At 32.9% G+C, this 22,695-nt stretch carries 22 protein-coding genes; 2 read left to right on the plus strand and 20 right to left on the minus strand.

Annotated elements, in window-relative coordinates; genetic code table 11:
* Nucleotides 1–129: 129 nt before the first annotated feature.
* The 16 genes from B5E58_RS00990 to thrC form a co-directional block, all read right to left on the minus strand.
* Nucleotides 130–1,377 (minus strand): glutamate-5-semialdehyde dehydrogenase, encoded by a 1,248-nt coding sequence (locus B5E58_RS00990; RefSeq protein WP_088107809.1) that lies wholly within the window; start codon nucleotides 1,375–1,377, stop codon nucleotides 130–132.
* The gene (locus B5E58_RS00995; RefSeq protein ID WP_088107810.1) at nucleotides 1,374–1,940 is read right to left on the minus strand and encodes a 5-formyltetrahydrofolate cyclo-ligase; all 567 of its coding nucleotides are present in this window, start codon (nucleotides 1,938–1,940) and stop codon (nucleotides 1,374–1,376) included. The genes B5E58_RS00990 and B5E58_RS00995 overlap by 4 nt, the downstream gene beginning before the upstream one ends.
* Nucleotides 1,941–1,943: 3 nt before the next feature.
* Nucleotides 1,944–2,579 (minus strand): DUF2085 domain-containing protein, encoded by a 636-nt coding sequence (locus tag B5E58_RS01000; RefSeq protein ID WP_158097630.1) that lies wholly within the window; start codon nucleotides 2,577–2,579, stop codon nucleotides 1,944–1,946.
* On the minus strand, nucleotides 2,576–3,013 hold the full coding sequence (locus tag B5E58_RS01005) for a hypothetical protein (RefSeq protein ID WP_088107812.1): 438 nt from the start codon (nucleotides 3,011–3,013) through the stop codon (nucleotides 2,576–2,578). The genes B5E58_RS01000 and B5E58_RS01005 overlap by 4 nt, the downstream gene beginning before the upstream one ends.
* 16 nt (nucleotides 3,014–3,029) lie before the next feature.
* Nucleotides 3,030–3,416 carry a zinc ribbon domain-containing protein gene (locus B5E58_RS01010; protein WP_088107813.1) on the minus strand — a complete coding sequence of 129 codons (387 nt, stop codon included), beginning with the start codon at nucleotides 3,414–3,416 and terminating at the stop codon, nucleotides 3,030–3,032.
* Nucleotides 3,417–3,513: 97 nt separating this feature from the next.
* Nucleotides 3,514–4,314, minus strand: a complete 801-nt coding sequence (proB, locus tag B5E58_RS01015) for a glutamate 5-kinase (protein ID WP_330395584.1) — start codon at nucleotides 4,312–4,314, stop codon at nucleotides 3,514–3,516.
* A gap of 70 nt (nucleotides 4,315–4,384) precedes the next feature.
* A complete protein-coding gene (locus B5E58_RS01020; protein ID WP_088107815.1) occupies nucleotides 4,385–5,434 on the minus strand; it encodes a Gfo/Idh/MocA family oxidoreductase in 1,050 nt (349 codons plus the stop codon).
* 144 nt (nucleotides 5,435–5,578) lie between these two features.
* Nucleotides 5,579–6,631 carry an electron transfer flavoprotein subunit alpha/FixB family protein gene (locus B5E58_RS01025; RefSeq protein WP_088107816.1) on the minus strand — a complete coding sequence of 351 codons (1,053 nt, stop codon included), beginning with the start codon at nucleotides 6,629–6,631 and terminating at the stop codon, nucleotides 5,579–5,581.
* 45 nt (nucleotides 6,632–6,676) lie between these two features.
* Nucleotides 6,677–7,468, minus strand: a complete 792-nt coding sequence (locus B5E58_RS01030; protein WP_088107817.1) for an electron transfer flavoprotein subunit beta/FixA family protein — start codon at nucleotides 7,466–7,468, stop codon at nucleotides 6,677–6,679.
* Nucleotides 7,469–7,512: 44 nt separating this feature from the next.
* The gene (locus B5E58_RS01035) at nucleotides 7,513–8,658 is read right to left on the minus strand and encodes an acyl-CoA dehydrogenase family protein (protein WP_088107818.1); all 1,146 of its coding nucleotides are present in this window, start codon (nucleotides 8,656–8,658) and stop codon (nucleotides 7,513–7,515) included.
* A 506-nt stretch (nucleotides 8,659–9,164) separates the two neighbouring features.
* Nucleotides 9,165–10,310, minus strand: a complete 1,146-nt coding sequence (locus tag B5E58_RS01040; RefSeq protein ID WP_088107819.1) for an acyl-CoA dehydrogenase — start codon at nucleotides 10,308–10,310, stop codon at nucleotides 9,165–9,167.
* 181 nt (nucleotides 10,311–10,491) lie between these two features.
* On the minus strand, nucleotides 10,492–11,061 hold the full coding sequence (thpR, locus tag B5E58_RS01045) for an RNA 2',3'-cyclic phosphodiesterase (RefSeq protein WP_088107820.1): 570 nt from the start codon (nucleotides 11,059–11,061) through the stop codon (nucleotides 10,492–10,494).
* A 71-nt stretch (nucleotides 11,062–11,132) separates the two neighbouring features.
* Nucleotides 11,133–13,118: a transketolase gene (gene tkt / locus B5E58_RS01050; protein ID WP_088107821.1), complete on the minus strand. Its 1,986-nt coding sequence runs from the start codon at nucleotides 13,116–13,118 to the stop codon at nucleotides 11,133–11,135.
* Nucleotides 13,119–13,196: 78 nt separating this feature from the next.
* Nucleotides 13,197–13,844: a fructose-6-phosphate aldolase gene (gene fsa / locus B5E58_RS01055; RefSeq protein ID WP_088107822.1), complete on the minus strand. Its 648-nt coding sequence runs from the start codon at nucleotides 13,842–13,844 to the stop codon at nucleotides 13,197–13,199.
* 206 nt (nucleotides 13,845–14,050) lie between these two features.
* Entirely contained in the window at nucleotides 14,051–14,968 is a 918-nt protein-coding gene (locus B5E58_RS01060; protein WP_088107823.1) for a hypothetical protein, read from the minus strand.
* A 77-nt stretch (nucleotides 14,969–15,045) separates the two neighbouring features.
* Complete coding sequence (gene thrC, locus B5E58_RS01065; protein ID WP_088107824.1) at nucleotides 15,046–16,506, minus strand: threonine synthase; 1,461 nt, start codon at nucleotides 16,504–16,506, stop codon at nucleotides 15,046–15,048.
* A gap of 201 nt (nucleotides 16,507–16,707) precedes the next feature.
* On the opposite strand from thrC, the gene B5E58_RS01070 reads away from it, so the two are divergent.
* Nucleotides 16,708–17,370 carry a stalk domain-containing protein gene (locus B5E58_RS01070; protein WP_088107825.1) on the plus strand — a complete coding sequence of 221 codons (663 nt, stop codon included), beginning with the start codon at nucleotides 16,708–16,710 and terminating at the stop codon, nucleotides 17,368–17,370.
* A 31-nt stretch (nucleotides 17,371–17,401) separates the two neighbouring features.
* On the opposite strand, the gene B5E58_RS01075 is transcribed toward B5E58_RS01070, so the two are convergent.
* From B5E58_RS01075 to B5E58_RS01085, 3 genes are read right to left on the minus strand one after another with little or no spacing between them, the layout of a single operon-like run.
* Nucleotides 17,402–18,193, minus strand: coding sequence for a nitroreductase family protein (locus B5E58_RS01075; protein WP_088107826.1), 792 nt, complete (start codon nucleotides 18,191–18,193; stop codon nucleotides 17,402–17,404).
* Nucleotides 18,194–18,216: 23 nt separating this feature from the next.
* Nucleotides 18,217–20,181, minus strand: coding sequence for a YgiQ family radical SAM protein (locus B5E58_RS01080; RefSeq protein WP_088107827.1), 1,965 nt, complete (start codon nucleotides 20,179–20,181; stop codon nucleotides 18,217–18,219).
* A 30-nt stretch (nucleotides 20,182–20,211) separates the two neighbouring features.
* On the minus strand, nucleotides 20,212–21,582 hold the full coding sequence (locus B5E58_RS01085; protein WP_088107828.1) for an RsmF rRNA methyltransferase first C-terminal domain-containing protein: 1,371 nt from the start codon (nucleotides 21,580–21,582) through the stop codon (nucleotides 20,212–20,214).
* A 146-nt stretch (nucleotides 21,583–21,728) separates the two neighbouring features.
* Here B5E58_RS01085 and B5E58_RS01090 point away from each other — a divergent pair, with 146 nt between their 5' ends.
* Nucleotides 21,729–22,367 (plus strand): flavin reductase family protein, encoded by a 639-nt coding sequence (locus B5E58_RS01090; protein WP_088107829.1) that lies wholly within the window; start codon nucleotides 21,729–21,731, stop codon nucleotides 22,365–22,367.
* 20 nt (nucleotides 22,368–22,387) lie between these two features.
* On the opposite strand, the gene B5E58_RS01095 is transcribed toward B5E58_RS01090, so the two are convergent.
* Nucleotides 22,388–22,693, minus strand: coding sequence for a LiaI-LiaF-like domain-containing protein (locus tag B5E58_RS01095; RefSeq protein ID WP_143597225.1), 306 nt, complete (start codon nucleotides 22,691–22,693; stop codon nucleotides 22,388–22,390).
* Between the last annotated feature and the right edge of the window lie 2 nt (nucleotides 22,694–22,695).

Here is a 22,695-nt window from a genome sequence, read left to right on the forward strand (position 1 = left end):
ATTTTTATATTCAAGTACTTTTTTCCGTTTTTGCCATTATATATTAAATAAATAATTGTCAAAAATATAACTGTCAATTTTACAAATAAAAAAACAGCTTTAAAATTTTTAAAGCTGTTTTTAGAAAAATCACTCTCTTATCTGACCATTTCCATATATAATATATTTTGTTGTTGTAAGCTCTTTAAGTCCCATAGGTCCTCTTGCATGAAGTTTCTGAGTGCTTATACCAATCTCAGCACCAAAACCAAACTGTCCACCATCTGTAAATCTTGTAGAAGCATTTACATATACAGCTGCTGCGTCAACTTCATTTAAGAATTTTTGTGCATTTGTATAGTTTTCTGTTATTATAGCCTCTGAATGATGAGTTGTATATTTTCTTATATGCTCTATTGCCTCATCAACATCTTTGACAACTTTTAATGACATAATAAGATCTTCATATTCAGTTGCCCAATCCTCATCAGTAGCCTCATTAATACCACTTGTTATATTTCTTGTTTTTTCGTCTCCTCTAAGCTCAACATTTTTAGCTTTTAAGGCTTCACAAACTTTAGGCATAAACTCTTTTGCTATGTTTTCATGGACAAGAAGTTTTTCTGCTGCATTACAAACTCCCGGACGCTGTGTTTTTGCATTGAGCACAATTCTTACTGCATCATCTTGTTTTGCTGTCTCATCAACAAAAATATGACAGTTTCCAACACCTGTCTGTATTACTGGAACAGTAGAATTTTGAACAACAGAATTTATAAGTCCAGCTCCTCCTCTAGGTATTAAAACATCAATATATCCATTAAGACGCATCATTTCTGTTGCTGTCTCTCGGCTTGTATCTTCAAGTATTTGAACAGCATATTCAGATATACCCTGATTTTTTAATGCCTTCTGAATTGATTTTACAATAGCAGTATTTGAGCCAATAGCTTCTTTTCCACCTCTCAATATTGTAGCACTACCTGCTTTAAGACAAAGACCAAAGGCGTCAGCTGTTACATTTGGTCTAGCCTCAAATATAATACCTATAACTCCCATAGGAACTCTCTTTTGACCTATTATAAGTCCATTATCAAGAGTTTTCATAGATATTACTTCTCCAATAGGGTCAGGCAAAGATGCAACATCTCTTAAACCGTCAGCCATACCTTTTATTCTATCTTCTGTAAGGGTAAGTCTGTCAATAAAAGCACCTTTTATGCCATTTTCAATAGCTTTTTTAACATCATTTTTATTGATTTCAATAATTTCTGCCATATCAGCTTCAAGTGCATCAGCTGCTGCATAGAGAGCCTTATTTTTGTCACTTGTTGAAAGTCTAGCAAGTTCAACAGATGCATCTTTAGCTCTAATACCCATTTCAATAAGATTTGTCATTTTCTATCCCCACCTATCATTCTTTTTTCTGTTACTACATATTTCATTTTCTTATCGTGAGGCTCAGTTTCAAGCCTTTCCACAAGTTGAAAATCATAACATACACCTATTGTATTAGTGATATTATACTTACTTATGTAAGTATCATAATATCCACCGCCATATCCCCAGCGATTTCCCTTTTTATCAAATACTGAACCAGGTACTATAAAAAGGCTTTTCTCATTGGGAATAAACTCTCTTTCTCTGCCTATTTCAGGCTCAAGAGTACCTATCTTTTTTCTTTTCATATTTGAAAAATCTTTTATCTCAACAAAATACATATCTCTGTTTCCCATACTAACAGGAACAGCTACTTTTTTGCCATCTCTCCATGCTCTTTCTATTATATCAAAAGTAGATACTTCCTCACCAAAATTTATGTATATAAATATACTTTCAGCTTCATTATAAGCATTTGAAGCAAAAATTGTTTCACTTATAATTCTACTTTTTTCTTCTACTTCAATTTTAGAAAGACTTTTTCTTTTTCTAATCATAAGCTGTCTTAATTCTTTATACACAATTTAACCTCCTGTTATAATAGAAACAAATATTATTATAGATACACCCATAATAAAAGATACAGACAATATAATTTTATCACTAGTTTTTGAAAAAATAAGTTTTAAAATTACAGCACATATTTCTGAATAGTATATCACAATTCCCATTGATATTAAAACAGAAAAAACAAAGTATAATTTGTCTAAAATGCCGTAATATATAGTAATTCCTATTAAAACACAGAAAATACATATAAAAATAACGTGGTAATCCTTTTTAAATATAGGAACGGTATTTTCTCCCTTTGAAGAAAAATTATAAACAAGAACCATAAAAGGCACAACAGCCCAACCACCTATTGAACCTGTAATTATTCTTAAAAAATTGTTTGATTGCCAAAGACCAATATAACTTCCTGCACCGTCAATCATAAAGGGCAAAAAACAAAGTATCATAAAAACTGTCTGATATAAATTAAAAACTTTATTTCCCTTATATCCCTTTGAAAAAAATAAATAAAGGGCAGAAATTGAAAAACCAATATAAATCCCTGTACAACGGGCACATACCGGCAAATAATTTCCACCCATAAATATGCTTCTCTCAAACATTTGATGACATACAGAACTGCCTATGGCGAAAAATATATCAATCAATATGCAGTAAATAATGCAAGAAAAATATCTATAAATCCTCCCAGACAGCAACAGAGGAATGATATTGCAAATAATACAATACTTAATATTACAAGTAATTTACCAAAAGAACGATGGTCCTCATAAGGTTTTCCCATAAGTACAATACCTGAAATAAGACCTATAATAGGGCCTAATCCACCAAAAAGAACAGTAATAGCTACAAGTAAAACTTTTATACCATTATTTAAAGTAGTATTTTCATTATTTTGATTTGAATTAAAATTATAATCTGTTTTATCGTAAATAGTTTCCTCCTTTACAGTTTCCTCTGTAAATTCGGCATCTATAACATCACTTTGATTACTATTTTCATTACCATTAATTTGGTAGCCACATTTTTCACACTCTTTACTAAATTCATCTATAAAAGAGCCACAGTTTGGACAATACATAAAATCACCTCATCAATTATATAAATTCTTCAAATTCATAATAATACTCGTAAGGTATATTTTCTATTCTATCAATAGTATTGAATATACGTACATTAAAGGCTGCTAAAATAACACAACAAAGCATACTCCAAATAACTATAATAATACTAAGTATAAGAATAGCTTTACCAAAGGATTTTGAATCGCTTTCACTATTATTCATAAAAATAATTCCAGCAATAATTCCGCCAATCCAACCTACAAAAGGAATTATACATATACCAACAACAATAAGAACTTTTACAATATTACTTAATTGATTTTCTGTTTTTAAAACATTTGAACTCTTAGCTTTAAATCCACATTTGGGACAGAAATCAAATTCATCGTCAAATTCTTTACCACATTTTTTACAGGTCATATAAAACCTCCTTCAAAAAAGTTTTATTGAAGCATTACATATTTATTTTATCATACATAAATTGACAGGTAAATAAATGTAATTTATTCTTAAGATATTAATGTTTTCCTATAAAGAGAGTTCCAACATCCAAACCGTCTATAACATCATCAATTATTGTAGGGTTTTCACCATGGGCAACAACCATATCTATATTATTTTCTTCACACATTTTAGCAGCTTCAAGTTTTGTAATCATACCACCAACACTATATTTTGAACCATTACTTCCCGCCATAGCCATAATTTCATCTGTAATTTTTTCAACACATGAAATTCTTTTAGCATCAGGGTTAACTCTTGGGTCACCGTCATAGAGTGCATCAATATCAGTTAAAATTATGAGAAGGTCGGCACTTGTAAGCTGTGCAACCAAAGCAGAAAGTCTATCGTTATCACTGAACTCAATTTCGTCTGTTGATATAGTATCGTTTGCATTTACAATAGGTACAACACCCATTTCAAAAAGTGTTCTGAATGTGTTTTCAACATTGTGACGTCTCTCATCAATATTGACATCATCTTTTGTCAAAAGAATTTGTGCAACAGTCTGGCTATACTCATTAAAGAAATTCTGATAAATCTGCATTAAAACAGCTTGACCAACAGCAGCAGCAGCCTGTTTTTTTCTTGTTTCTTTTGGTCTTTCTGTAAAATTAAGTCTTGTTGAACCAACACCAATAGCACCTGAAGATACAAGAACAACATCTTTTCCCTGATTTACAAGGTCAGAAATAACCCACGCCATTTTTTCAATTCTTTTAAGATTAAGTCTACCGTTTTCATGGTATGTAATTGTTGATGTACCAACCTTTATGACAACTCTTTTGCTTTTTTTAAGTCTTTCTCTTATGTCCAAAATAAATTCCCCTCCAAAATAAATTGTATACATACAATTCTACTACAAAAAAGTAGTATTGCAATATAAATTATAACTTTATTCTACAACCTTTTTTATCACTTTCAATACAAGCCTCTATTATACTTAAAACGTCTAAAGCTTCATCCGGTTTTATATATAATTCTTCTCCATTTATAATATGATTATATATATTATCATAAAACTTTCCATAGTCTCCTACTATTGTCTCAACTTTTTCGATAATATCATTTCCATTTTCATCAGTATAATTAATTTTGCCATAATTTTCTTCAATATCTTTTCCAAGAACACAGTCAGAAGGCTTCATTCCCGAAACAAGTCTTTCCTCCTGCATATCCATTCCATATTTAACAAAAGCTCCTTTTCTTCCATACAATGCATAGTGTGGAAATTTCTCTTTTGCCATAAAAGAAGAATACAAAGTGGCTCTAAAACCATTATTATATATCATATGAACTGTAAAATTATCTACAACAGAACTTTCCTCTTTTTGATTTCTAAGCTGACAGTATATTTCAGAAGGTTTTCCAAAAATACTGTATGCTTGGTCAATAATATGTACTCCCAAATCATATAAAGAGCCTGTTCCCAATATATTTTCTTCTTTCCAAACCTTTTTATTTTTATTTGGAGCAAAACGTTCATATCTACATTCATAATCAAGAAGTTCTCCAAGTTTTCCACTTTCAGCAATACTTTTTACTGTCATAAAATCCCCGTCAAATCTTCTGTTTTGATATACAGCCAACATTAAATTATTTTTATTGGCAATATCTATAAGTTCCCTTCCCTCACTTGTTGTTATTGAAAAAGGTTTTTCAACAATAACATTTTTACCTGCCAAAAGAGCTTTTTTAGCATAATCATAGTGAGTATTATTAGGAGTGCTTATAACAACAATATCAATATCATCTGTAAAAAGCTCCTCAATACTTCTTACAACTTCAACATAGTTATATTTTTCTTTTGATTTTGTTGTTGTTCTCTCATAGACTTTTTTAAGATTAAATCTTTTGTCATTGTCTATGAAAGGGCCGTGAAAAATCTGTCCTGACATTCCAAAACCTGCAATACCAATGTTTAATACTTTATCCATCAAAACACCTCCAAAAAATAAGTTTACAAAGTATATTATATCATAACAGTAAACTTAAATATACAAAAAAGGCGTCTCCCAAAGGAAACGCCTTTTATCTTCACGACACAAAATAAAATTTATATATTAAAGAAAATATTCTAATTACTGATTAGCTTTTTCTTCTTTAAACTTTCTGATAGCATCAGCAAGTTTTGGAACGATAACTTTAACGTCACCTACGATACCAAGGTCAGCAACCTGGAAGATTGCAGCTGTATCATTTTTGTTGATAGCAACGATAAATTCAGAACCTTCCATACCTGCAACGTGCTGGATAGCACCTGAGATACCACAAGCAACATAAAGTTCTGGTCTAACTGTTTTACCTGTCTGTCCAACCTGACGATCTTTTTCAATCCAGCCAGCGTCAACACAAGCTCTTGAAGAACCAACTTCTGCACCAAGTACATCAGCAAGGTCTCTAAGCATATCAAATCCTTCTGGTCCGCCGATACCACGTCCACCAGAAACGATAAGTTTAGCTTCTGTAAGGTCAACAGCTTTCTTTGTAGCTTTAACTACTTCAAGGATTTCAACGTTCATGTCTGCATCTGTTAAGCCAGCATCAAATCTGATGAGTTCGCCAGTTCTTGTTGTGTCTTTAGCGATTCTCTTCATAACGCCAGGTCTTACAGTAGCCATCTGTGGTTTTGTTCTTGGGCACATAAGAGTAGCCATGATGTTACCACCGAAAGCAGGACGTGTCATAAGTAATGCTCTTGAACCGTCAGCACAGCCCATAGCTTCTTCTTTAGCTATTTCTTCTTCTGTTTTAGCCATTCTTAAACCTGTACAGTCAGCAACAAGACCTGTTCTTACACGGCTTGCAAGTCTTGGAGCAACGTCTCTACCGATTGAAGATGCACCAAAGAGCATGATTTCTGGGTCAAATTCTTTAACTACTGCTGCAAGAGCTTTTGTGTAAGGCTCTGTAACATAGTCTTTAAGAAGTGGATTGTCAATTAAAACAACTTTATCTGCACCATAGTGGTATAATCTTTCAACCTGGTCTTCAATTTCGCTACCTAATAATACAGCAACAACGTCGTCGCCTAAATCTTCTTTTAATCTTGTAGCTTCTCCAATAAGCTCAAGTCCAACGTTCTGAACTTTACCGCTTCTCTGTTCTACTACTACATAAATTCCTTTACTCATTGTAGGGTTCTCCTCCTTATTATTATATTTCAACTAAAATTAAAATTAGATAATGTGTTTAGCATCAAGTTTTTCAATAATAGCTGCAACAGCCTGTTCAGCAGAAACATCTTTAAGGATTGTACCTGCACCTTTAACTTCTTTAGTAAATGATTTGTAAACGTTTGTAGGTGAACCCTTTAATCCGATCATGTCAAGTTCAAGGTCATCTTTTAAGTCTTCAAAACCAATGATTTTGATTTCTTTTTCGTAAGCTTCTACGATACCTCTAACTGACATGTATCTTGGTGTAGCAAGCTCAGCAATAGCTGTAAGTAAGCAAGGAGTTTTGATTTTGATGATGTGGTATCCATCTTCAAACTGTCTCTTAACGATAAGATGGTCTTCAGCAACTTCCTGAATTTCTTCTACATAAGAAACCTGTGGAAGTCCAAGTTTTTCACCAATCTGTGGTCCAACCTGTGCTGTGTCACCGTCGATAGCCTGACGACCTGTGATAATTAAATCGTATCCGATTTTTCTTAATGCAGCAGCAAGAATTCCTGATGTAGCATATGTATCAGAACCACCGAATTCTCTACCTGATACAAGGTAAGCTTCATCACAGCCCATAGCTAATGCTTCTCTTAATGCAACGTCTGCCTGTGGAGGTCCCATAGATACTACTGTAACAGTTGCACCTGTCTGCTCTTTAATTCTTAAAGCAGCCTCAATACCTGTTTTGTCATCATGGTTTATAATACTTGGTACACCATCTCTGATAAGTGTACCAGTTTTTGGATCGATTTTTACTTCTACTGTATCTGGAACCTGTTTAATACATACAACGATTTTCATCTTAGTTCTCCTTCCGAAATTTATTTTCTAAAATGTAGGTTTAATTACAGCTTCATTGAGCCTGAGATAACCATCTTCATAGCTTCTGATGTACCTTCATAAATTTCTGTAATCTTAGCATCTCTCATTGCTCTTTCAACTGGATATTCTCTTGAGTATCCGTAACCACCCATTAACTGAACGCATCCTCTTGTTACTTCGTTTGCAACTTCTGATGCGAATAATTTACACATAGCTGCTAATGGAGCATAGTTTTCATGGTTGTCTTTAGCAACAGCTGCTCTCCAAACCATAAGTCTAGCTGCGTCAATTTTTGTCTGCATTTCAGCAATCTTGAACTGTGTATTCTGGAATTTAGAAATTGGTTTTCCGAACTGTTTTCTTTCTTTAACGTATTTGATTGTTTCGTTAAGAGCACCCTGAGCAATACCTACTGACTGAGCACCGATACCGATACGTCCGCCGTTAAGAGCTGTCATGGCAATCTTAAATCCGTTTCCTTCTTTAGCAAGAAGTCTGTCAGCTGGAACTTTTACGTTTTCATATGCAACTTCACAGTTAGAAGCAGCTCTGATACCCATACGTTCAATGTTTGTTCCTACTGAAAGGCCTTCCATTTCTTTATCAAGAATGAATGCTGACATACCTTTCTGTCCTTTTGATTTATCTGTAAGAGCGAATACGATAAATGTATCAGCAAATCCTGAGTTTGTTGTGAATATCTTTGTACCATTTATTGTGTAATATGTACCGTCTTCTGATAAAACAGCTTCTGTCTGAACACCTGAAGCGTCTGTACCAGCGTTAGGCTCTGTAAGTCCGAAACATCCGATTTTGCTTCCGTCTACAAGAGGTCTTAAGAATTTCTGTTTCTGCTCCTCTGTACCAAACTCATTGATACAAGCACAGCAGAGTGAAGTATGAACAGAGATTGTGATACCTGTTGAAGCATCGATTTTTGACATTTCTTCCATAGCTAATGTGTATGTAAGGTTGTCAGCTCCCTGTCCGCCGTACTCTCTTGAATAAGGTATACCAAAAATACCAGCTTTCTGAAGTTTAGCTACAAGCTCCATTGAGTACTCTTCAGCTTCGTCCATATCCTTTGCAATTGGTTTGATTTCTGTTTCTGCAAATTTTCTGAATAACTCTTGACAAAGCAACTGTGTTTTTGTTAATTTGAAATCCATTTTTTATTCCTCCTATTATAATAATAAAAAATTAAAATAACCGGTGGGTGTGTGACCGATTATTAAATTACAAATGCATAACCATTCCGCCGCCTAAATCACAACGGTGAATAAAAAACCGGTGCATCTGCGTGGATTAATACACAAAAGGAAGATACGCAGTAAAGGCCGTGAACATATACACAAACTTTAAAAAATTAATAATTAGTATGCAAAGTATATGCCCCAAAAAACGACACACTAAGCGTGCATCTATTCTTTATATGTATAATAACACTTTACACCCTTGTCTATAATATGTCAATATGTTTTATAAAAATTCTATACAAAATATAAAGGGTTACAGTGATTTTATGGCAATATATACATTATTTATGTAAAGTTTCATGCAAATAATGATATATAGAACCCTTTAACAACATATATAGTATAATTATATGACATTTTGAAATATTTCCCAATTTATTTAATTGTGAAATCAATATCACAGAAAACAGTTTTTTACATTATTTGCCAAGTTTTAACCAGTTTGATATTACTATCTTCTGAACTTCTGATGTACCTTCATAAATCTCAGTAATCTTTGCGTCTCTCATCATTCTTTCCATTGGATAATCTCTTGTATATCCATATCCTCCGAAAAGCTGTAAACATCTTCTTGTAACGTCACTGGCAAGCTCTGCACAGAGAAGTTTTGCCATAGCTGATAAATGACCATAAGGTCTATGAGCGTCCTTTTCACTGGCTGCTTTTCTTAAAAGAAGCTGGCAAGACTCTATTTTTGCTGCCATTTCGGCAAGCTCAAACTGTGTATTTTGGAACTGAGCAATAGTTTTTCCAAACTGTTTTCTCTCTTTTGTATAAGCAATACACTCATTTAATGCTCCCTCGGCAATTCCCAAAGCCTGAGAAGCAATACCTATACGTCCTCCATCAAGAGTCTGCATAGCAATTTTAAATCCTTGACCTTCTTTTCCAAGAAGATTTTCTTTAGGTATACGACAATTTTCAAATATAAGGTCACAAGTTGCAGAACCTTTTATACCCATTTTTCTTTCTTTTTTACCGAATTTAAAACCAGGTGTTCCTTTTTCAACTATAAATGCTGAAATTCCTCTATTGCCTTTTGATTTGTCAGTCATGGCAATAACAACATATGTATCAGCATATCCTCCATTTGTTATAAACACTTTTGTTCCGTTTAAAACGTATTCATCACCGTCAAGTACAGCTGTTGTCTGCTGCATTGATGAGTCAGTTCCTGCTCCCGGCTCTGTAAGTCCAAAAGCTCCTAATTTTTCACCTTTTGCAAGGGGAACAAGATATTTTTGTTTCTGTTCCTCTGTTCCAAACTGGAAAATAGGCTGACAACAAAGGGATGTATGAGCTGAAATTATAACGGCTGTTGTTGCACAAACTTTAGCCATCTCCTCAACACACATTGAGTATGATAAATTATCAGCACCCTGTCCACCATATTCCTTTGGAAAAGGTATACCCATAAATCCACATTCTGCAAATTTTTTTAAGTTTTCTTCTGGAAATCTTTCTTCTTCGTCAATTATTTCTGCAAGAGGTTTGACTTCTGTCTCAGCAAACTTTTTAAAAAGTTCCTGCATCAAATTCTGTTCTTTTGTCAAAGTAAAATCCATTGTATATTTCCTCCTCTTAAAGTGTCCACTAAAAGAAAATATCTAACGATATATCTAGTGTTTATGTTATAATAACCCCTACCAAATTGTCAAGTTTTTATTATAAATTACCTAAAAAAATACAAAAATAGAACAATTTTATTGAATTTTTCACTTTTTTGAATTATTTTTTCAATATTTTTTATAGATTATTATTAATTTCTTTTGATTTTTTAAGATTTGCAGTATATATAGGTTTATATATAAGTTTAGGTCCTTTTCTTACACTTTCCATAAGAGTTATTTTATCAACTGTAAATTCTCTGTGCTCAACAGGGAATTTTGCCCTTATATTTTTAACATTGTTATAAAATTCAACTTCCCTTCCAAGGGTAACATGAGGTTTAAGACCTTGTCTGCCTGCTGAAAATCCCTCTCTTGATAATGTTTTTGAAAGTGTATTGTAAAGTCTAAAGAGTGGTTTGCTCTCCTCTGTTCCAACCCAAAGTATACTGCTGTTTCCTCTGTTAAATGTTCCTAAATCGCTAAGTCTCAATTTAAACTCTCTATTCTGTATAGCAGCACTATAAAGAGCATCGCAGAGACCTTCTATACTTTCTTTTCCAACTTCACCTATAAAATGAAGTGTAATGTGAAAATTATCACGAGGAACAAAATTGCCTTTTTTTGTTGCTGTTTTAACAATGTTCTGAACATCATAAATATAATCTTTTATTTCATCAGAAAAATCTATTGCCATAAATACTCTCATAAAAAATATCTCTCCTCTTTTTTAAAAAAAAGGGTTAGGCTTAAGCCCAACCCTTTTTAAAATATACCATATTATTTTTTAACTACTTTCATAGCTTTTTCAACAACATTATCTACTGTAAATCCAAAATGTTCAAAAAGCTGTCCTGCTGGAGCAGAAGCACCAAAACTTGTAAGAGAAATTATTTCTCCATCAAATCCTGTGTATTTATGCCAACCGAAATCAATTCCTGCTTCAACAGCAACTCTTGATGTTACATTTTTAGGAAGAATGCTTTCTTTGTACTCATCGCTCTGTTCTTCAAAAAGTTCCCATGAAGGCATACTTACAACTCTTGCACCAATGCCTTTTTCTTTGAGAACATCATAAGCCTTGTATATAAGTTCAACTTCTGAACCAGAAGCCATAAGTATAACGTCAACTTTTTCACTATCTTTAAGAATATAAGCACCTTTTAATGCCTCTTTACCTGTCTCAGGAAGTACAGGAAGGTTCTGTCTTGTTAAAACAAGACCTGTTGGGCTTGTATTTCTTGTTAAAGCAGCATACCAAGCAGCAGCAGTTTCTTTTGTATCACAAGGTCTAAATACTGTATAGTTAGGAATACTTCTTAAAGCTATAAGCTGTTCAATAGGCTGATGTGTTGGGCCGTCTTCACCTACACCAATAGAGTCATGTGTAAGTATGCTTACAACTGGAAGTCCCATAAGAGCACTCATTCTAAGACCTGATTTCATGTAATCACTGAATACAAAGAATGTAGCTATATATGGTCTTATACCACCATGAACAGCCATACCGTTTGCTATTGCAGACATAGCAAATTCACGGATACCATAGTGTATATTTGAGCCTTCTGGATTTGATTTTGAGAAATACTCTCTATCCTTCATAACAGATTTATTTGAAGGAGCAAGGTCTGCTGAACCACCGAAAAGATTTGGAACAATCTTCGAAACTTTCTGAAGTACTATTTCAGAAGAAGCTCTTGTTGCAGTAGCTTTGTCATCATATGTCCAGAAATCTTCAGAATCAAGAAGTTCTTTGTCAACTTCACCACTGAACCATGTATCCCACTCTTTAGCAAGTTCTGGATATGCTTTTTTGTATTCTTCAAAAAGTTTGTTCCAGCTTTCTTCTTTTTCTTCTCCAGCTTTTATTATAGAAGCCATACTTTCTTTAACTTCTTCAGGAACAAAGAATTCTTCTTCATATTCCCAACCAATATTTTTCTTAAGAAGAGCAAGTTCTTCAACACCAAGAGGTTCACCATGAGCTGATGCTTTTCCCTCTTTATTTGGAGAACCAGCACCGATTTTTGTTTCTATTTTAATTAAAGAAGGTTTTGTTATCTCAGCTTTTGCAACCTCAATAGCTTTTTTGATAGCTTCAACATCTGTACCATCAGCAACACAGATTACCTGCCAATCCATAGCCTCAAAACGTTTGCATACGTCATCTGTAAATGCTGTGTCTGTATCTCCTTCAATTGTTATATGATTTGAGTCATAAAGAACAATAAGTTTTGAAAGACCAAGAGTTCCTGCAAGAGAAGTGGCTTCATAAGCAACACCCTCCTGAAGACAACCGTCACCACAAAGAGCATATGTGTAATGGTCAACAACATTAAATCCTTCTTTATTAAATTTTGCTGCAAGGTGTTTTTCAGCCATAGCCATACCAACAGCGTTAGCTATACCCTGTCCAAGAGGGCCTGTTGTTGTTTCAACACCTTTTGTATGTTTATATTCAGGATGCCCTGGTGTAAGACTTCCAAACTGACGGAAGTTTTTCATATCTTCAATAGTTAAGCCATATCCAAAAACATGGAGAAGTGAATATAAAAGAGCTGAACCATGACCAGCTGAGAGAACGAAACGGTCTCTGTCAACCCAGTCAGTATTTTTTGGATTGTGTTTAAGCTCTTTTGCCCAAAGTGTATAAGCCATAGGTGCTGCACCAAGAGCAATTCCAGGGTGTCCGCTTTTTGCTTTCTGAACAGCTTCTGCTGAAAGAACTTTGATAGTATTGATTGTTAATAAATCAATATTTTTCATAAATAGTTTTCCTCCTAAAATAAAACATAAAAATTTTATAAAAAATATTTCAAAGATTAATTAATTAATTGAAATACATTATTTTTTTGGTACACTCTCCCAATCTTTAAGGAACTTTTCAATTCCTATATCTGTAAGTGGGTGATTTATCATTTGTTTTATAACATTAAATGGAACTGTTGCAATATGGCAACCCATTCTTGCTGCATTTATAACATGGAGTGGATTTCTTATGCTGGCTGCAATAATCTCAGTATCTATTCCATGAACGTCAAATATATCAACTATCTCCTCAATTATAGTCATGCCGTCAAAGCCTATATCATCAACTCTGCCTAAAAAAGGACTTACATAAGTTGCACCGGCTCTGGCTGCAAGGAGAGCTTGTCCTGCTGAGAATATAAGAGTAACATTTGTTTTAATACCCTCTTTACTGAGTATTTTTACAGCTTTAAGACCTTCATAAGTCATAGGGATTTTTATAACAATATTTTTATGAATTTTTACAAGTTCCCTAGCTTCATTAACCATTCCTTCATGGTCAAGTGAAATAACTTCGGCACTTACAGGTCCGTCCACAATTTGTGTTATCTCTGTTACAACTTCCTTAAAATCTCTACCCTCTTTGGCTATAAGGGAAGGATTTGTGGTAACACCGCATATAACACCAAGGTCGTTGGCTTCTCTTATATGCTCTACATTTGCTGTGTCAATAAATAACTTCATAATTATCCAGACTCCTTTCAATGCAAAAATATTATACCATTTAATGATGTACCTTGTATACAATAATATTAAAGCATATATTGTATAAAATCAATAAAATTACTAGACAAAAATAACAATATAAATTTCATAAAATAGTCTTTAAAAGTGTTAAAAAAATAAAAATGTCCAAAAAATGGACATTTTTATCAAATTATATACAAATCTCAATAAATTATATTTTGGCTGTAATCATAGTTTAGACTCTCAAAATTTCCATTTATAAATCCCATTTTTTCAACTATTTTTTCATAAATAAAACCGTTTTTATCCTCCACTATAATTTTAGCTGTGAATGTGTCATTTTCATCAATATTTATTTTCTCATCTATATTCCCTCTATATTCTAAATCATAAAAATTATCATTACTTTTAACTAATGGTATAGTTTTATACTCTTTATCAGAAACATATAAAACACAATCACATTTCTCAACAGAACTATTATCACTAGGATTTATGATATTAACATACATTTCACCTTGAAGTGATAAATTTTTACTTTTATATTCAAAACCTATACTTCCATCAAAATGACTATTTTCTATATTTAAAGCAAATTTATCTTTAGGTGATACAGTTTCAACATACTCCTGACGTACATTATCACCATTTTCAACACTACCCCAAATATTAACATCAACACTAAAATCTAAATTTTCACATAATGCAATAAATTTTCCCTGATTATTTACCGCTTCAAACTTGTTTCTGCTTCCATCTTCCATACTTTCAACTATAACATAAATTTTATCATTTTGAGTATACTCTCTAGGTGTCAATCTAACCTCAGCAGCATATGTTTTATTTTCAGGATTAAAACTTTTAATATCTATATAACTTTCGCTGAAAACTTCAACTTGTTTTTTAAGCTCGTTATGAACATCATATTTTATGTTTGATATTTCATCTCTTATTCCATAAAATGAGTTAAGTGTATTATTCATATTATTTAATCTTTCTTTAAGTCCCATATTTTGAATAAATATAGCACACAAAAACAATATAACAAAAACTCCAAAAACATTCCTCTTATTAAAAAAACTTTTTTTATTATTATCCTTATTATCAAAATTATTATCCATAATATACACCTCCTATAACTATTAGACGCAAAAGAAGGGATTTTTATTTCAAAATCCCTTCTTTTTAAATATAAAAATTAATTAAGTTTTTCTCTTACAAAATTCTTTATACCGTCTTTTTCACATACATTATTATGGAGCACAGGTCTTGACTCAATTCCCTTTATAGGCTCTGGAATTGAAACTTTTGAAATATTTTCAAGCTCTGTCATAAGTTCAAGAGCATCTCCACTTTCATATTTGCTGTCTATTGCACAGAGAACATCTTTTGTAAATTTATAAGGGCTTGCAGTTGAAACAATAACAGTCTTTGTTTCATCCTTTGTTTCAACTTTATATTTTTCATAAGCAGCATAAGCAACAGCTGTATGAGTATCAAGAACATAGCCTGTTTTTTCATACATATCTTTTATAGCTTTGAAAGTTTCGTCCTTTGTTGCAAACTCTCCAACAATCTCATCATTTTTAATGTCTACGCTATATTTACCCTCTTTTGCAAGAGATGCCATAAGTTCTTTTGTTTTTTCAGGTGATGTAAGTTTACAAAGAAGTCTCTCAAGGTTACTTGATATAAGTATATCCATTGAAGGAGAAACAGTAACCATAAACTCTCTATTTTTGTCATAAGTTCCTGTTTTAAAGAAATCATAAAGAACTTTATTGTCATTTGATGCACATATAAATTTATTTACAGGAAGTCCCATACATTTAGCATAATATCCTGCAAGAATATTTCCAAAGTTACCTGTTGGAACAGTAAAGTTTATTTTTTCTCCAAGTTTTATTTCCCCACTTCTTACCATTTGCATATAAGCATAAAAATAATATACAACCTGTGGCACAAGACGACCTATATTTATTGAGTTAGCTGATGAGAACATAAAACCTTTATCATCAAGTTCTTTTATAAGCTCTGGGTCTGTAAATATGCTCTTTACAGCAGACTGGGCATCATCAAAATTTCCTTTTATACCAACAACACAAGTATTTTTTCCTTCCTGTGTAACCATCTGGAGTTTTTGAACAGGGCTTACACCGTCTTCTGGGAAAAATACCATTATTCTTGTACCTTCTACATCAGCAAATCCCTCAAGAGCAGCTTTTCCTGTATCTCCTGATGTGGCTGTAAGTATTACTATTTCTTTATCAATACCATTTTTCTTTGCTGCTGTCTTCATAAGATAAGGAAGTATTGAAAGAGCCATATCTTTAAAAGCTAAAGTTCTTCCATGGAAAAGTTCTAATATTGATACATCATTCTGTTTCACAAGAGGAGCTATTACATCTGTATCAAACTTACTGTCATAAGCATTGTTTATACAATATTTTAATTCATCCTCTGTGTAATCGTTCATGTAAAGTTTCATAACCTCATAGGCAAGTTCCTGATAACTTAAATTTACAAGCTCCTCAAGGCTTTTATCCATTGTAGGAATTTTATCAGGCATAAAAAGTCCGCCGTCTTCACATATTCCTTTTAAAACAGCCTTAGAAGCCTCTGATATTATATTTGGGTTTCTTGTTCCTATATACTTCATAAAATAATCCTTCTCTCTATGTAAAATTATACTTTTAAAACAAATTGACATAGATATATATTTACAGAAAATTTTAAAAATGTCAAGTAAAAAAAATACATTTGTCCACCATAGAAAGCATGTTTTATTGACTATTGTATTATAAGGACAAGTGTGCTAAAATTTATTTTGTAATGTATTTTAATTAAAGGGGATTTTTTTATGAAAAAAACAGTTACAATTTTACTTGCAGCTGCATTAACAATGGCATCTGTTCCAGCTTTTGCTGCTGATGCTGTTACTGCAACACCAAATTCATCAAGCGTACTTGTAAATGGTACAGACACAAAATTTGAAGCATACAATATCGGAGGATATAACTACTTCAAACTTAGAGACATTTCTTATTCATTAAACGGAACAACAAACAGTTTCTCTGTTGCTTGGGACGCTGAAAACAATGCAATGTCTCTCACAACAAAAGCTGAATACACAGCTGTTGGTGGTGAAATGGCTGTTTCTGAAAACACTGATAAAAAATCAGCTGTTGCAAGTGACTCAAAAGTATTAGTAGATGAAAAAGAAGTAACTCTTGAAGCATATAACATTGATGGATACAACTACTTCAAACTTAGAGACCTTGGAGATGCTTTAGGATTTACAGTAGATTGGAATGCTGAAACATCAACAATCTCAATAACAACAGCTGCTGAGACAACAGAAGAAGGTACTACTACTGAAACTCCTGCTGAAGGCACTGAAGAAGGTACTACTACTGAAACTCCTGCTGAAGGTACTGAAGAAGGCACTACTACTGAAACTCCTGCTGAAGGTACTGAAGAAGGCACTACTACTGAAACTCCTGCAACAGAATCTACAAAATAATAAAATAAAAAGCCCTAAAAAGGGCTTTTTTTTATTTCCAAATAACATCTGCTTTTTTCTTAGGTGTTGTCCTAAAATATTTTACATCAGGATATCCAACAAGCATTGTCAAAAATATTTGTTTTTCATTTTCTATTCCTATATAGTTTTTAAGATTAGTCATAGCATCTGTAAGTCTTGCAAGGTATCCATTATACAAAACTCCAAGACCTTGTAAAACAGCCATGTTCTCCATATTCTGACAAGCAAGTCCCACATCAACAGGTTTATCATTTGCAACAAAAATAACAGCAGGTGCATTTCTGAATATAAAGTCATCATCTGGATTTTTACGCTTGTTTTTCAAAAACATACGTATTTCTTTAGGTATATTTTTTGATTTTTCACTATCCTCAAAAATATTTTCAAGGCTTGTCCAAAACATTTCTTTAAATTCTTCTAAATCATTTTGAAGAACAACAAACTGGTTACTCTGTGTATTTTTTGCAGTAGCTGTATATCTTCCGGCTTCAATTATTTTTTCAAGTTTTTCTATTTCAACAGTATTATTTTTATAGTTTCTTATGCTTCTTCTTGTTTTTATCATATAAAGATAATCATCTGGATTTATAGAAAACTCTCTGTTTAAGTCTAAAACTTCATTCATGTCATAATCTTCAATATAAACAGCATTAAATGGACAGGCAGCGACACAATGACCACATTTCATACAATCAATATTATGGTTTCCGGCTTTTCCATTTCTCACAGATATTATTCCAAAAGGACACTCCGAAACACATTTTCCACATCCCACACATTTTTCATTGTCAAATTTAACCATCAAAAACAACCCCCTTTTAAAAATTAGTTTTTCTTTTTATGAACATTTCTTATTGTTTTCTTTTTAGGTTTGTCATTTTTTGATTTTGCTGAATTTTTATTTTTAAAGTCGTTCACCTTTTTACCTGAAAAATAGTTATTTTGTTTTGAATTCTGTTTTGACCTATCTGTTTTAGAACCTTTAAATACTGCACCACCAAAATTTCTTGGTCTTATGAGACAATGCTTATCAAAACCAATAAGGTCTTCTCTGTGAGCCTTCTTTAGAGCTTCCATAACAAGGTCATAGTTATTAGGGTTTCTATACTGCATTAAAGCCCTCTGCATAGCTTTTTCATGAGGAGTTTTAGGAACATAAACTTTTTCTCCTGTTCTTGGGTCTTCCTCTGTATAATACATACAAGTTGAAAGAGTTCCCGGTGTAGGATAAAAATCTTGAACCTGTTCAGGCATATGTCCTATATCTCTCAAATATTCAGCCAATTCTATTGCAGCGTCAAGGTCACTTCCTGGATGTGAACTCATAAGATAAGGCACAAGATACTGTTCTTTTCCTATATTTTTATTTATCTCATAATATCTCTTATAAAATCTATCGTAAACTTCCCTTGTAGGTTTACCCATTTTAGCCAAAACTCTTGGTGAAACATGTTCTGGGGCAACTTTAAGCTGTCCACTTACATGATATTTACAAAGCTCTTTAAAAAATGTTTCATCTTTATCATATATAAGATAATCGTAACGTATACCGGAACGAACAAATACTTTTTTAACTCTTGGTATTTCTCTGAGTTTTCTTAAAAGTGAAACATAATCTTTATGGTCTATTTTAAGATTTTTACAAGGTGTTGGGAAAAGACACTGTCTATGTTTACAAACTCCCTCTGTCTCCTGTTTTTTACAAGCAGGACCTCTAAAATTGGCAGTAGGACCTCCAACATCATGAATATAACCCTTAAAATCAGGCTCCCAAACTATTTTTTCGGCTTCTCTTATAATAGAACTGTGACTTCTAGCTGTTACAACTCGTCCCTGATGAAAAGCCAAAGCACAGAAATTACAACTTCCAAAACAACCTCTATTACTTATAAGACTGAATTTAACTTCCTCAATAGCAGGAATACCACCGTCTTTTTCATACATAGGGTGATATGTTCTCATATAATCAAGGGCATAAACACTGTCAAGCTCATTCATTTTTAAAGGTGGTGAAGGTGGATTTTGAACTACAAGCCATTCATCATATTCCTCCACAAGAGTTTTAGCAGTTATTGCATCAGTGTTTTGATACTGTATCATAAAACTTTTAGAGTATTCTTTTTTAGATTTTAAGACATCTTTATACTTTGGAAGTTTTATAAAATCGAATGGTCTTGTCTCATCTTTTGTTTTATAAACAGAGCCTTTTATAAATGTAATTTCACTTACAGGAATACCACTGTCTAAAGCCTCAGCCAGTTCCACAATCTGATGTTCACCCATACCATATAAAACAAGGTCTGCACCACTGTCAAGTAATATTGAGCGTCTAACTTTATTATCCCAGTAATCATAATGGGAAAGTCGTCTAAGGCTGGCTTCTATACCACCTAAAATTATAGGCACATCCTTATAAACTTCACGTATTTTATTTGAATATACAATAGCAGCTCTATCAGGCCGAAGTCCCATTTTCCCTCCTGGAGAATAGGCATCTTTCTGACGTCTCTTTTTAGCTACACTGTAATGATTTACCATAGAATCTATATTTCCACTACTTACAAGAAAACCAAGACGAGGTTTTCCAAGTTTCATAAACTCTTCTTTTTTATTCCAATCAGGCTGGGCAATAAATCCCACTTTATAACCCTTACTTTCAAGAACACGACATATTATAGCCGCACCAAAAGAAGGGTGGTCAACGTAAGCATCACCACAGACATAAACAAAGTCAGCCTGTTCCCAGCCTCTTTCTTTCATTTCTTCCATTGTTACAGGTAAGAAAGGCATACTATTCCTCTTTTCTATTTTTTATATATTTTAATTCCATTTCCAACTTACAAAATATTTATTCTTAATTCTTCCATTTTTAATTTTTCCCCAACCTAAAGGACTACCATCAACGAGAACAACACACCAGCCTTCACCGTCGCAGTCAACATCAATAGTCTCACCTTTAAGATATTTTATAACGTTAGGGTCTGAAAGTGGAAGGTCTATGGCAATTTTTATATCTTCTTTTTTTAGCCCCATTACAAAAGCTTGAGAAGGTTCAAATCTATTCTTTTTAAGCTCTCCCAAAAGCCAACCACTTCTAATTACTCTAAGTCCTTTAAGGGCTGGAACACCTTTAGGAAGTAAATAAAGGTATGTACCATAAATTTTGAAAACTCCCTCAGGTCTTATATTGAGATACTTATCACAGAACTCATAAAAGAATTCAATTCTCTTATCATTATCACTTTTTTCCTCTACAAAAAGAGCTGATGAACTATATTTTTCACCTTTATGTCTTAAAAGTGCTAAAAAGTGACCTTCTCCCTTTATTTTATGTGGGAAAAGTCTTGCACAGCCTTTAAGCTCCTCTCTGCCATTTTCAATCCATTCAGGGTGTCCCGGCTCAAAACCGTATTCATCAGATATTTTAACAACTTCAAAATCCTCATGTTTATCAAGGAAATCATTTACACTCTTTTCGTTTTCCTCCGGTGCAAATGTACAAGTTGAGTAAAGTATCTCCCCACCACTTTTAAGCATAGCTGCTGCATGTTCCAATATATCAGCTTGCTGTTCAACACAGAATTTACTCATACTGTCACCCCATGCCTTTATAACATCAGGCTCTTTTCTGAACATACCCTCACCGGAACAAGGAGCATCTATAAGTATTTTATCAAAATACCCTTCAAACTTTGTGCGAAGTTTTTTAGGTGACTCATTTGTTATTATTGTATTTTTTATACCGAATATTTCAATATTTTTAACTAGAGCTTTTATTCTACTTGTACTTATATCATTTGACACAAGAACACCTGTATTATTAAGTCTAGCTCCTACCTGTGTACTTTTTCCTCCCGGAGCAGCACATATATCAAGAACTCTGTCACCTTCCTCTATATCAATGACAGCTCCCGGTGACATAGCACTAGGCTCTTGAAGATAATACATTCCTGCATGGTAATAAGGGTGTTTTGAAGGTCTTTCACCCTCTTTATAATAAAATCCCTCTTTACACCAATGAACATCTTCTACTTCATATATACCTCTATTTAAAAACTCATCTCTTGAAATTTTCATTGTATTTATTCTAAGTCCGTATAAACGCTTATCATCAAAAGATTTTTCATAAGCTTCATACTCATCACCTAGCATATTTTTCATTTTTTCAACAAACTTATCAGGCAAATTCATACTTTTCATCTCCTCGAAAATTTTAGTCTGACATTTAATTTTACATAAAAAATATACTTATTACAACATTATTTTAAACTATATCCTTTACAAAATCAAAAACTTAATATAATATATTCACAGTAAAAATGAAGGGAGAAAACATAATGGGAAAATCAGTATGGAAACCGGGCACAGTGATATATCCTGTTCCTGCGGTAATGGTATCCTGTGGAGATATTGAAGGGGAGAAAAATATAATAACTGTTGCATGGACAGGTACAATAAACACAAACCCACCTATGACCTATGTGTCAATACGTCCTGAACGTCATTCCTATGAAATAATTAAAAAAACCGGCGAATTTGTAATAAATCTTGTTACAGAAAATCTTGCTTATGCCTGTGACTTTTGTGGTGTCCGTTCTGGAAAAGATGTTGATAAATTTTCCGAAATGAAACTAACACCTTTTAAAGGAAATGTTGTGTCAGCACCTTTAATATATGAGTCTCCTGTAAATATAGAGTGTAAAGTCAAAGAGATAGTTAAACTTGGAAGCCATGATATGTTTATAGGTGAAGTTGTGTCTGTTAGTGTAAGTGATGAGTATATGGACGAAACAGGTAAATTCCATTTTAACAAATCAAAACCTATATGTTATTCTCATGGCGGATATTTTGGTTTAGGAAAACAGCTTGGAACTTTCGGATATTCTGTAAAAAAACAAAAAGATGAAAATAAGCCTAAAAAAGAGCGTTGGAGAAAGACAGGAAGAAAAACAAAAAATAAAAAAGAGGGTAAATAACCCTCTTTTATTTTTTATTTTTATATAAAATTATAAAATTTAGAAAAATTAAGCATTATATAGGTAAAAACCCACATTCCTAAAGATGTCATAATTATTACAAAACACATTACAATACTTAAAAAATCAAATTTTATATCTTCATTTTTATGAAAATAACTGTTATACAAAATCTCTATACCCAAAATTATAAGAAACAAAGGTGAAAACTTCATAATATGCCATATATCAGAATTTGGGAAAAGAGTAACTATAAGCATATATATACCATATACAATAAGGCATATACCCATTGTAACACTGCCTACTCTCCTTGTACCTGCCATAA

It is taken from the genome of Tyzzerella sp. An114, from assembly GCF_002161055.1.
Taxonomy (GTDB): Bacteria; Bacillota; Clostridia; order Lachnospirales; family Anaerotignaceae; genus Fimicola; species Fimicola cottocaccae.

Coding starts and splice junctions, on each gene's coding strand:
- B5E58_RS01010 (WP_088107813.1), bottom strand. CDS start 3,416: ATGACCTGTAAAAAATGTGGTAAAGAATTTGACGATGAATTTGATTTC.
- B5E58_RS00990 (WP_088107809.1), bottom strand. CDS start 1,377: ATGACAAATCTTATTGAAATGGGTATTAGAGCTAAAGATGCATCTGTT.
- B5E58_RS01075 (WP_088107826.1), bottom strand. CDS start 18,193: ATGGTTAAATTTGACAATGAAAAATGTGTGGGATGTGGAAAATGTGTT.
- B5E58_RS01085 (WP_088107828.1), bottom strand. CDS start 21,582: ATGAATTTGCCTGATAAGTTTGTTGAAAAAATGAAAAATATGCTAGGT.
- B5E58_RS01035 (WP_088107818.1), bottom strand. CDS start 8,658: ATGGATTTCAAATTAACAAAAACACAGTTGCTTTGTCAAGAGTTATTC.
- tkt (WP_088107821.1), bottom strand. CDS start 13,118: ATGAAAAATATTGATTTATTAACAATCAATACTATCAAAGTTCTTTCA.
- B5E58_RS01030 (WP_088107817.1), bottom strand. CDS start 7,468: ATGAAAATCGTTGTATGTATTAAACAGGTTCCAGATACAGTAGAAGTA.
- B5E58_RS01080 (WP_088107827.1), bottom strand. CDS start 20,181: ATGCCTTTCTTACCTGTAACAATGGAAGAAATGAAAGAAAGAGGCTGG.
- B5E58_RS01025 (WP_088107816.1), bottom strand. CDS start 6,631: ATGAGTAAAGGAATTTATGTAGTAGTAGAACAGAGAAGCGGTAAAGTT.
- thpR (WP_088107820.1), bottom strand. CDS start 11,061: ATGAGAGTATTTATGGCAATAGATTTTTCTGATGAAATAAAAGATTAT.
- thrC (WP_088107824.1), bottom strand. CDS start 16,506: ATGAAGTATATAGGAACAAGAAACCCAAATATAATATCAGAGGCTTCT.
- B5E58_RS01005 (WP_088107812.1), bottom strand. CDS start 3,013: ATGTATTGTCCAAACTGTGGCTCTTTTATAGATGAATTTAGTAAAGAG.
- B5E58_RS01095 (WP_143597225.1), bottom strand. CDS start 22,693: ATGGCAGGTACAAGGAGAGTAGGCAGTGTTACAATGGGTATATGCCTT.
- B5E58_RS01090 (WP_088107829.1), top strand. CDS start 21,729: ATGGGAAAATCAGTATGGAAACCGGGCACAGTGATATATCCTGTTCCT.
- B5E58_RS01040 (WP_088107819.1), bottom strand. CDS start 10,310: ATGGATTTTACTTTGACAAAAGAACAGAATTTGATGCAGGAACTTTTT.
- B5E58_RS01070 (WP_088107825.1), top strand. CDS start 16,708: ATGAAAAAAACAGTTACAATTTTACTTGCAGCTGCATTAACAATGGCA.
- fsa (WP_088107822.1), bottom strand. CDS start 13,844: ATGAAGTTATTTATTGACACAGCAAATGTAGAGCATATAAGAGAAGCC.
- B5E58_RS01020 (WP_088107815.1), bottom strand. CDS start 5,434: ATGGATAAAGTATTAAACATTGGTATTGCAGGTTTTGGAATGTCAGGA.
- B5E58_RS01060 (WP_088107823.1), bottom strand. CDS start 14,968: ATGGATAATAATTTTGATAATAAGGATAATAATAAAAAAAGTTTTTTT.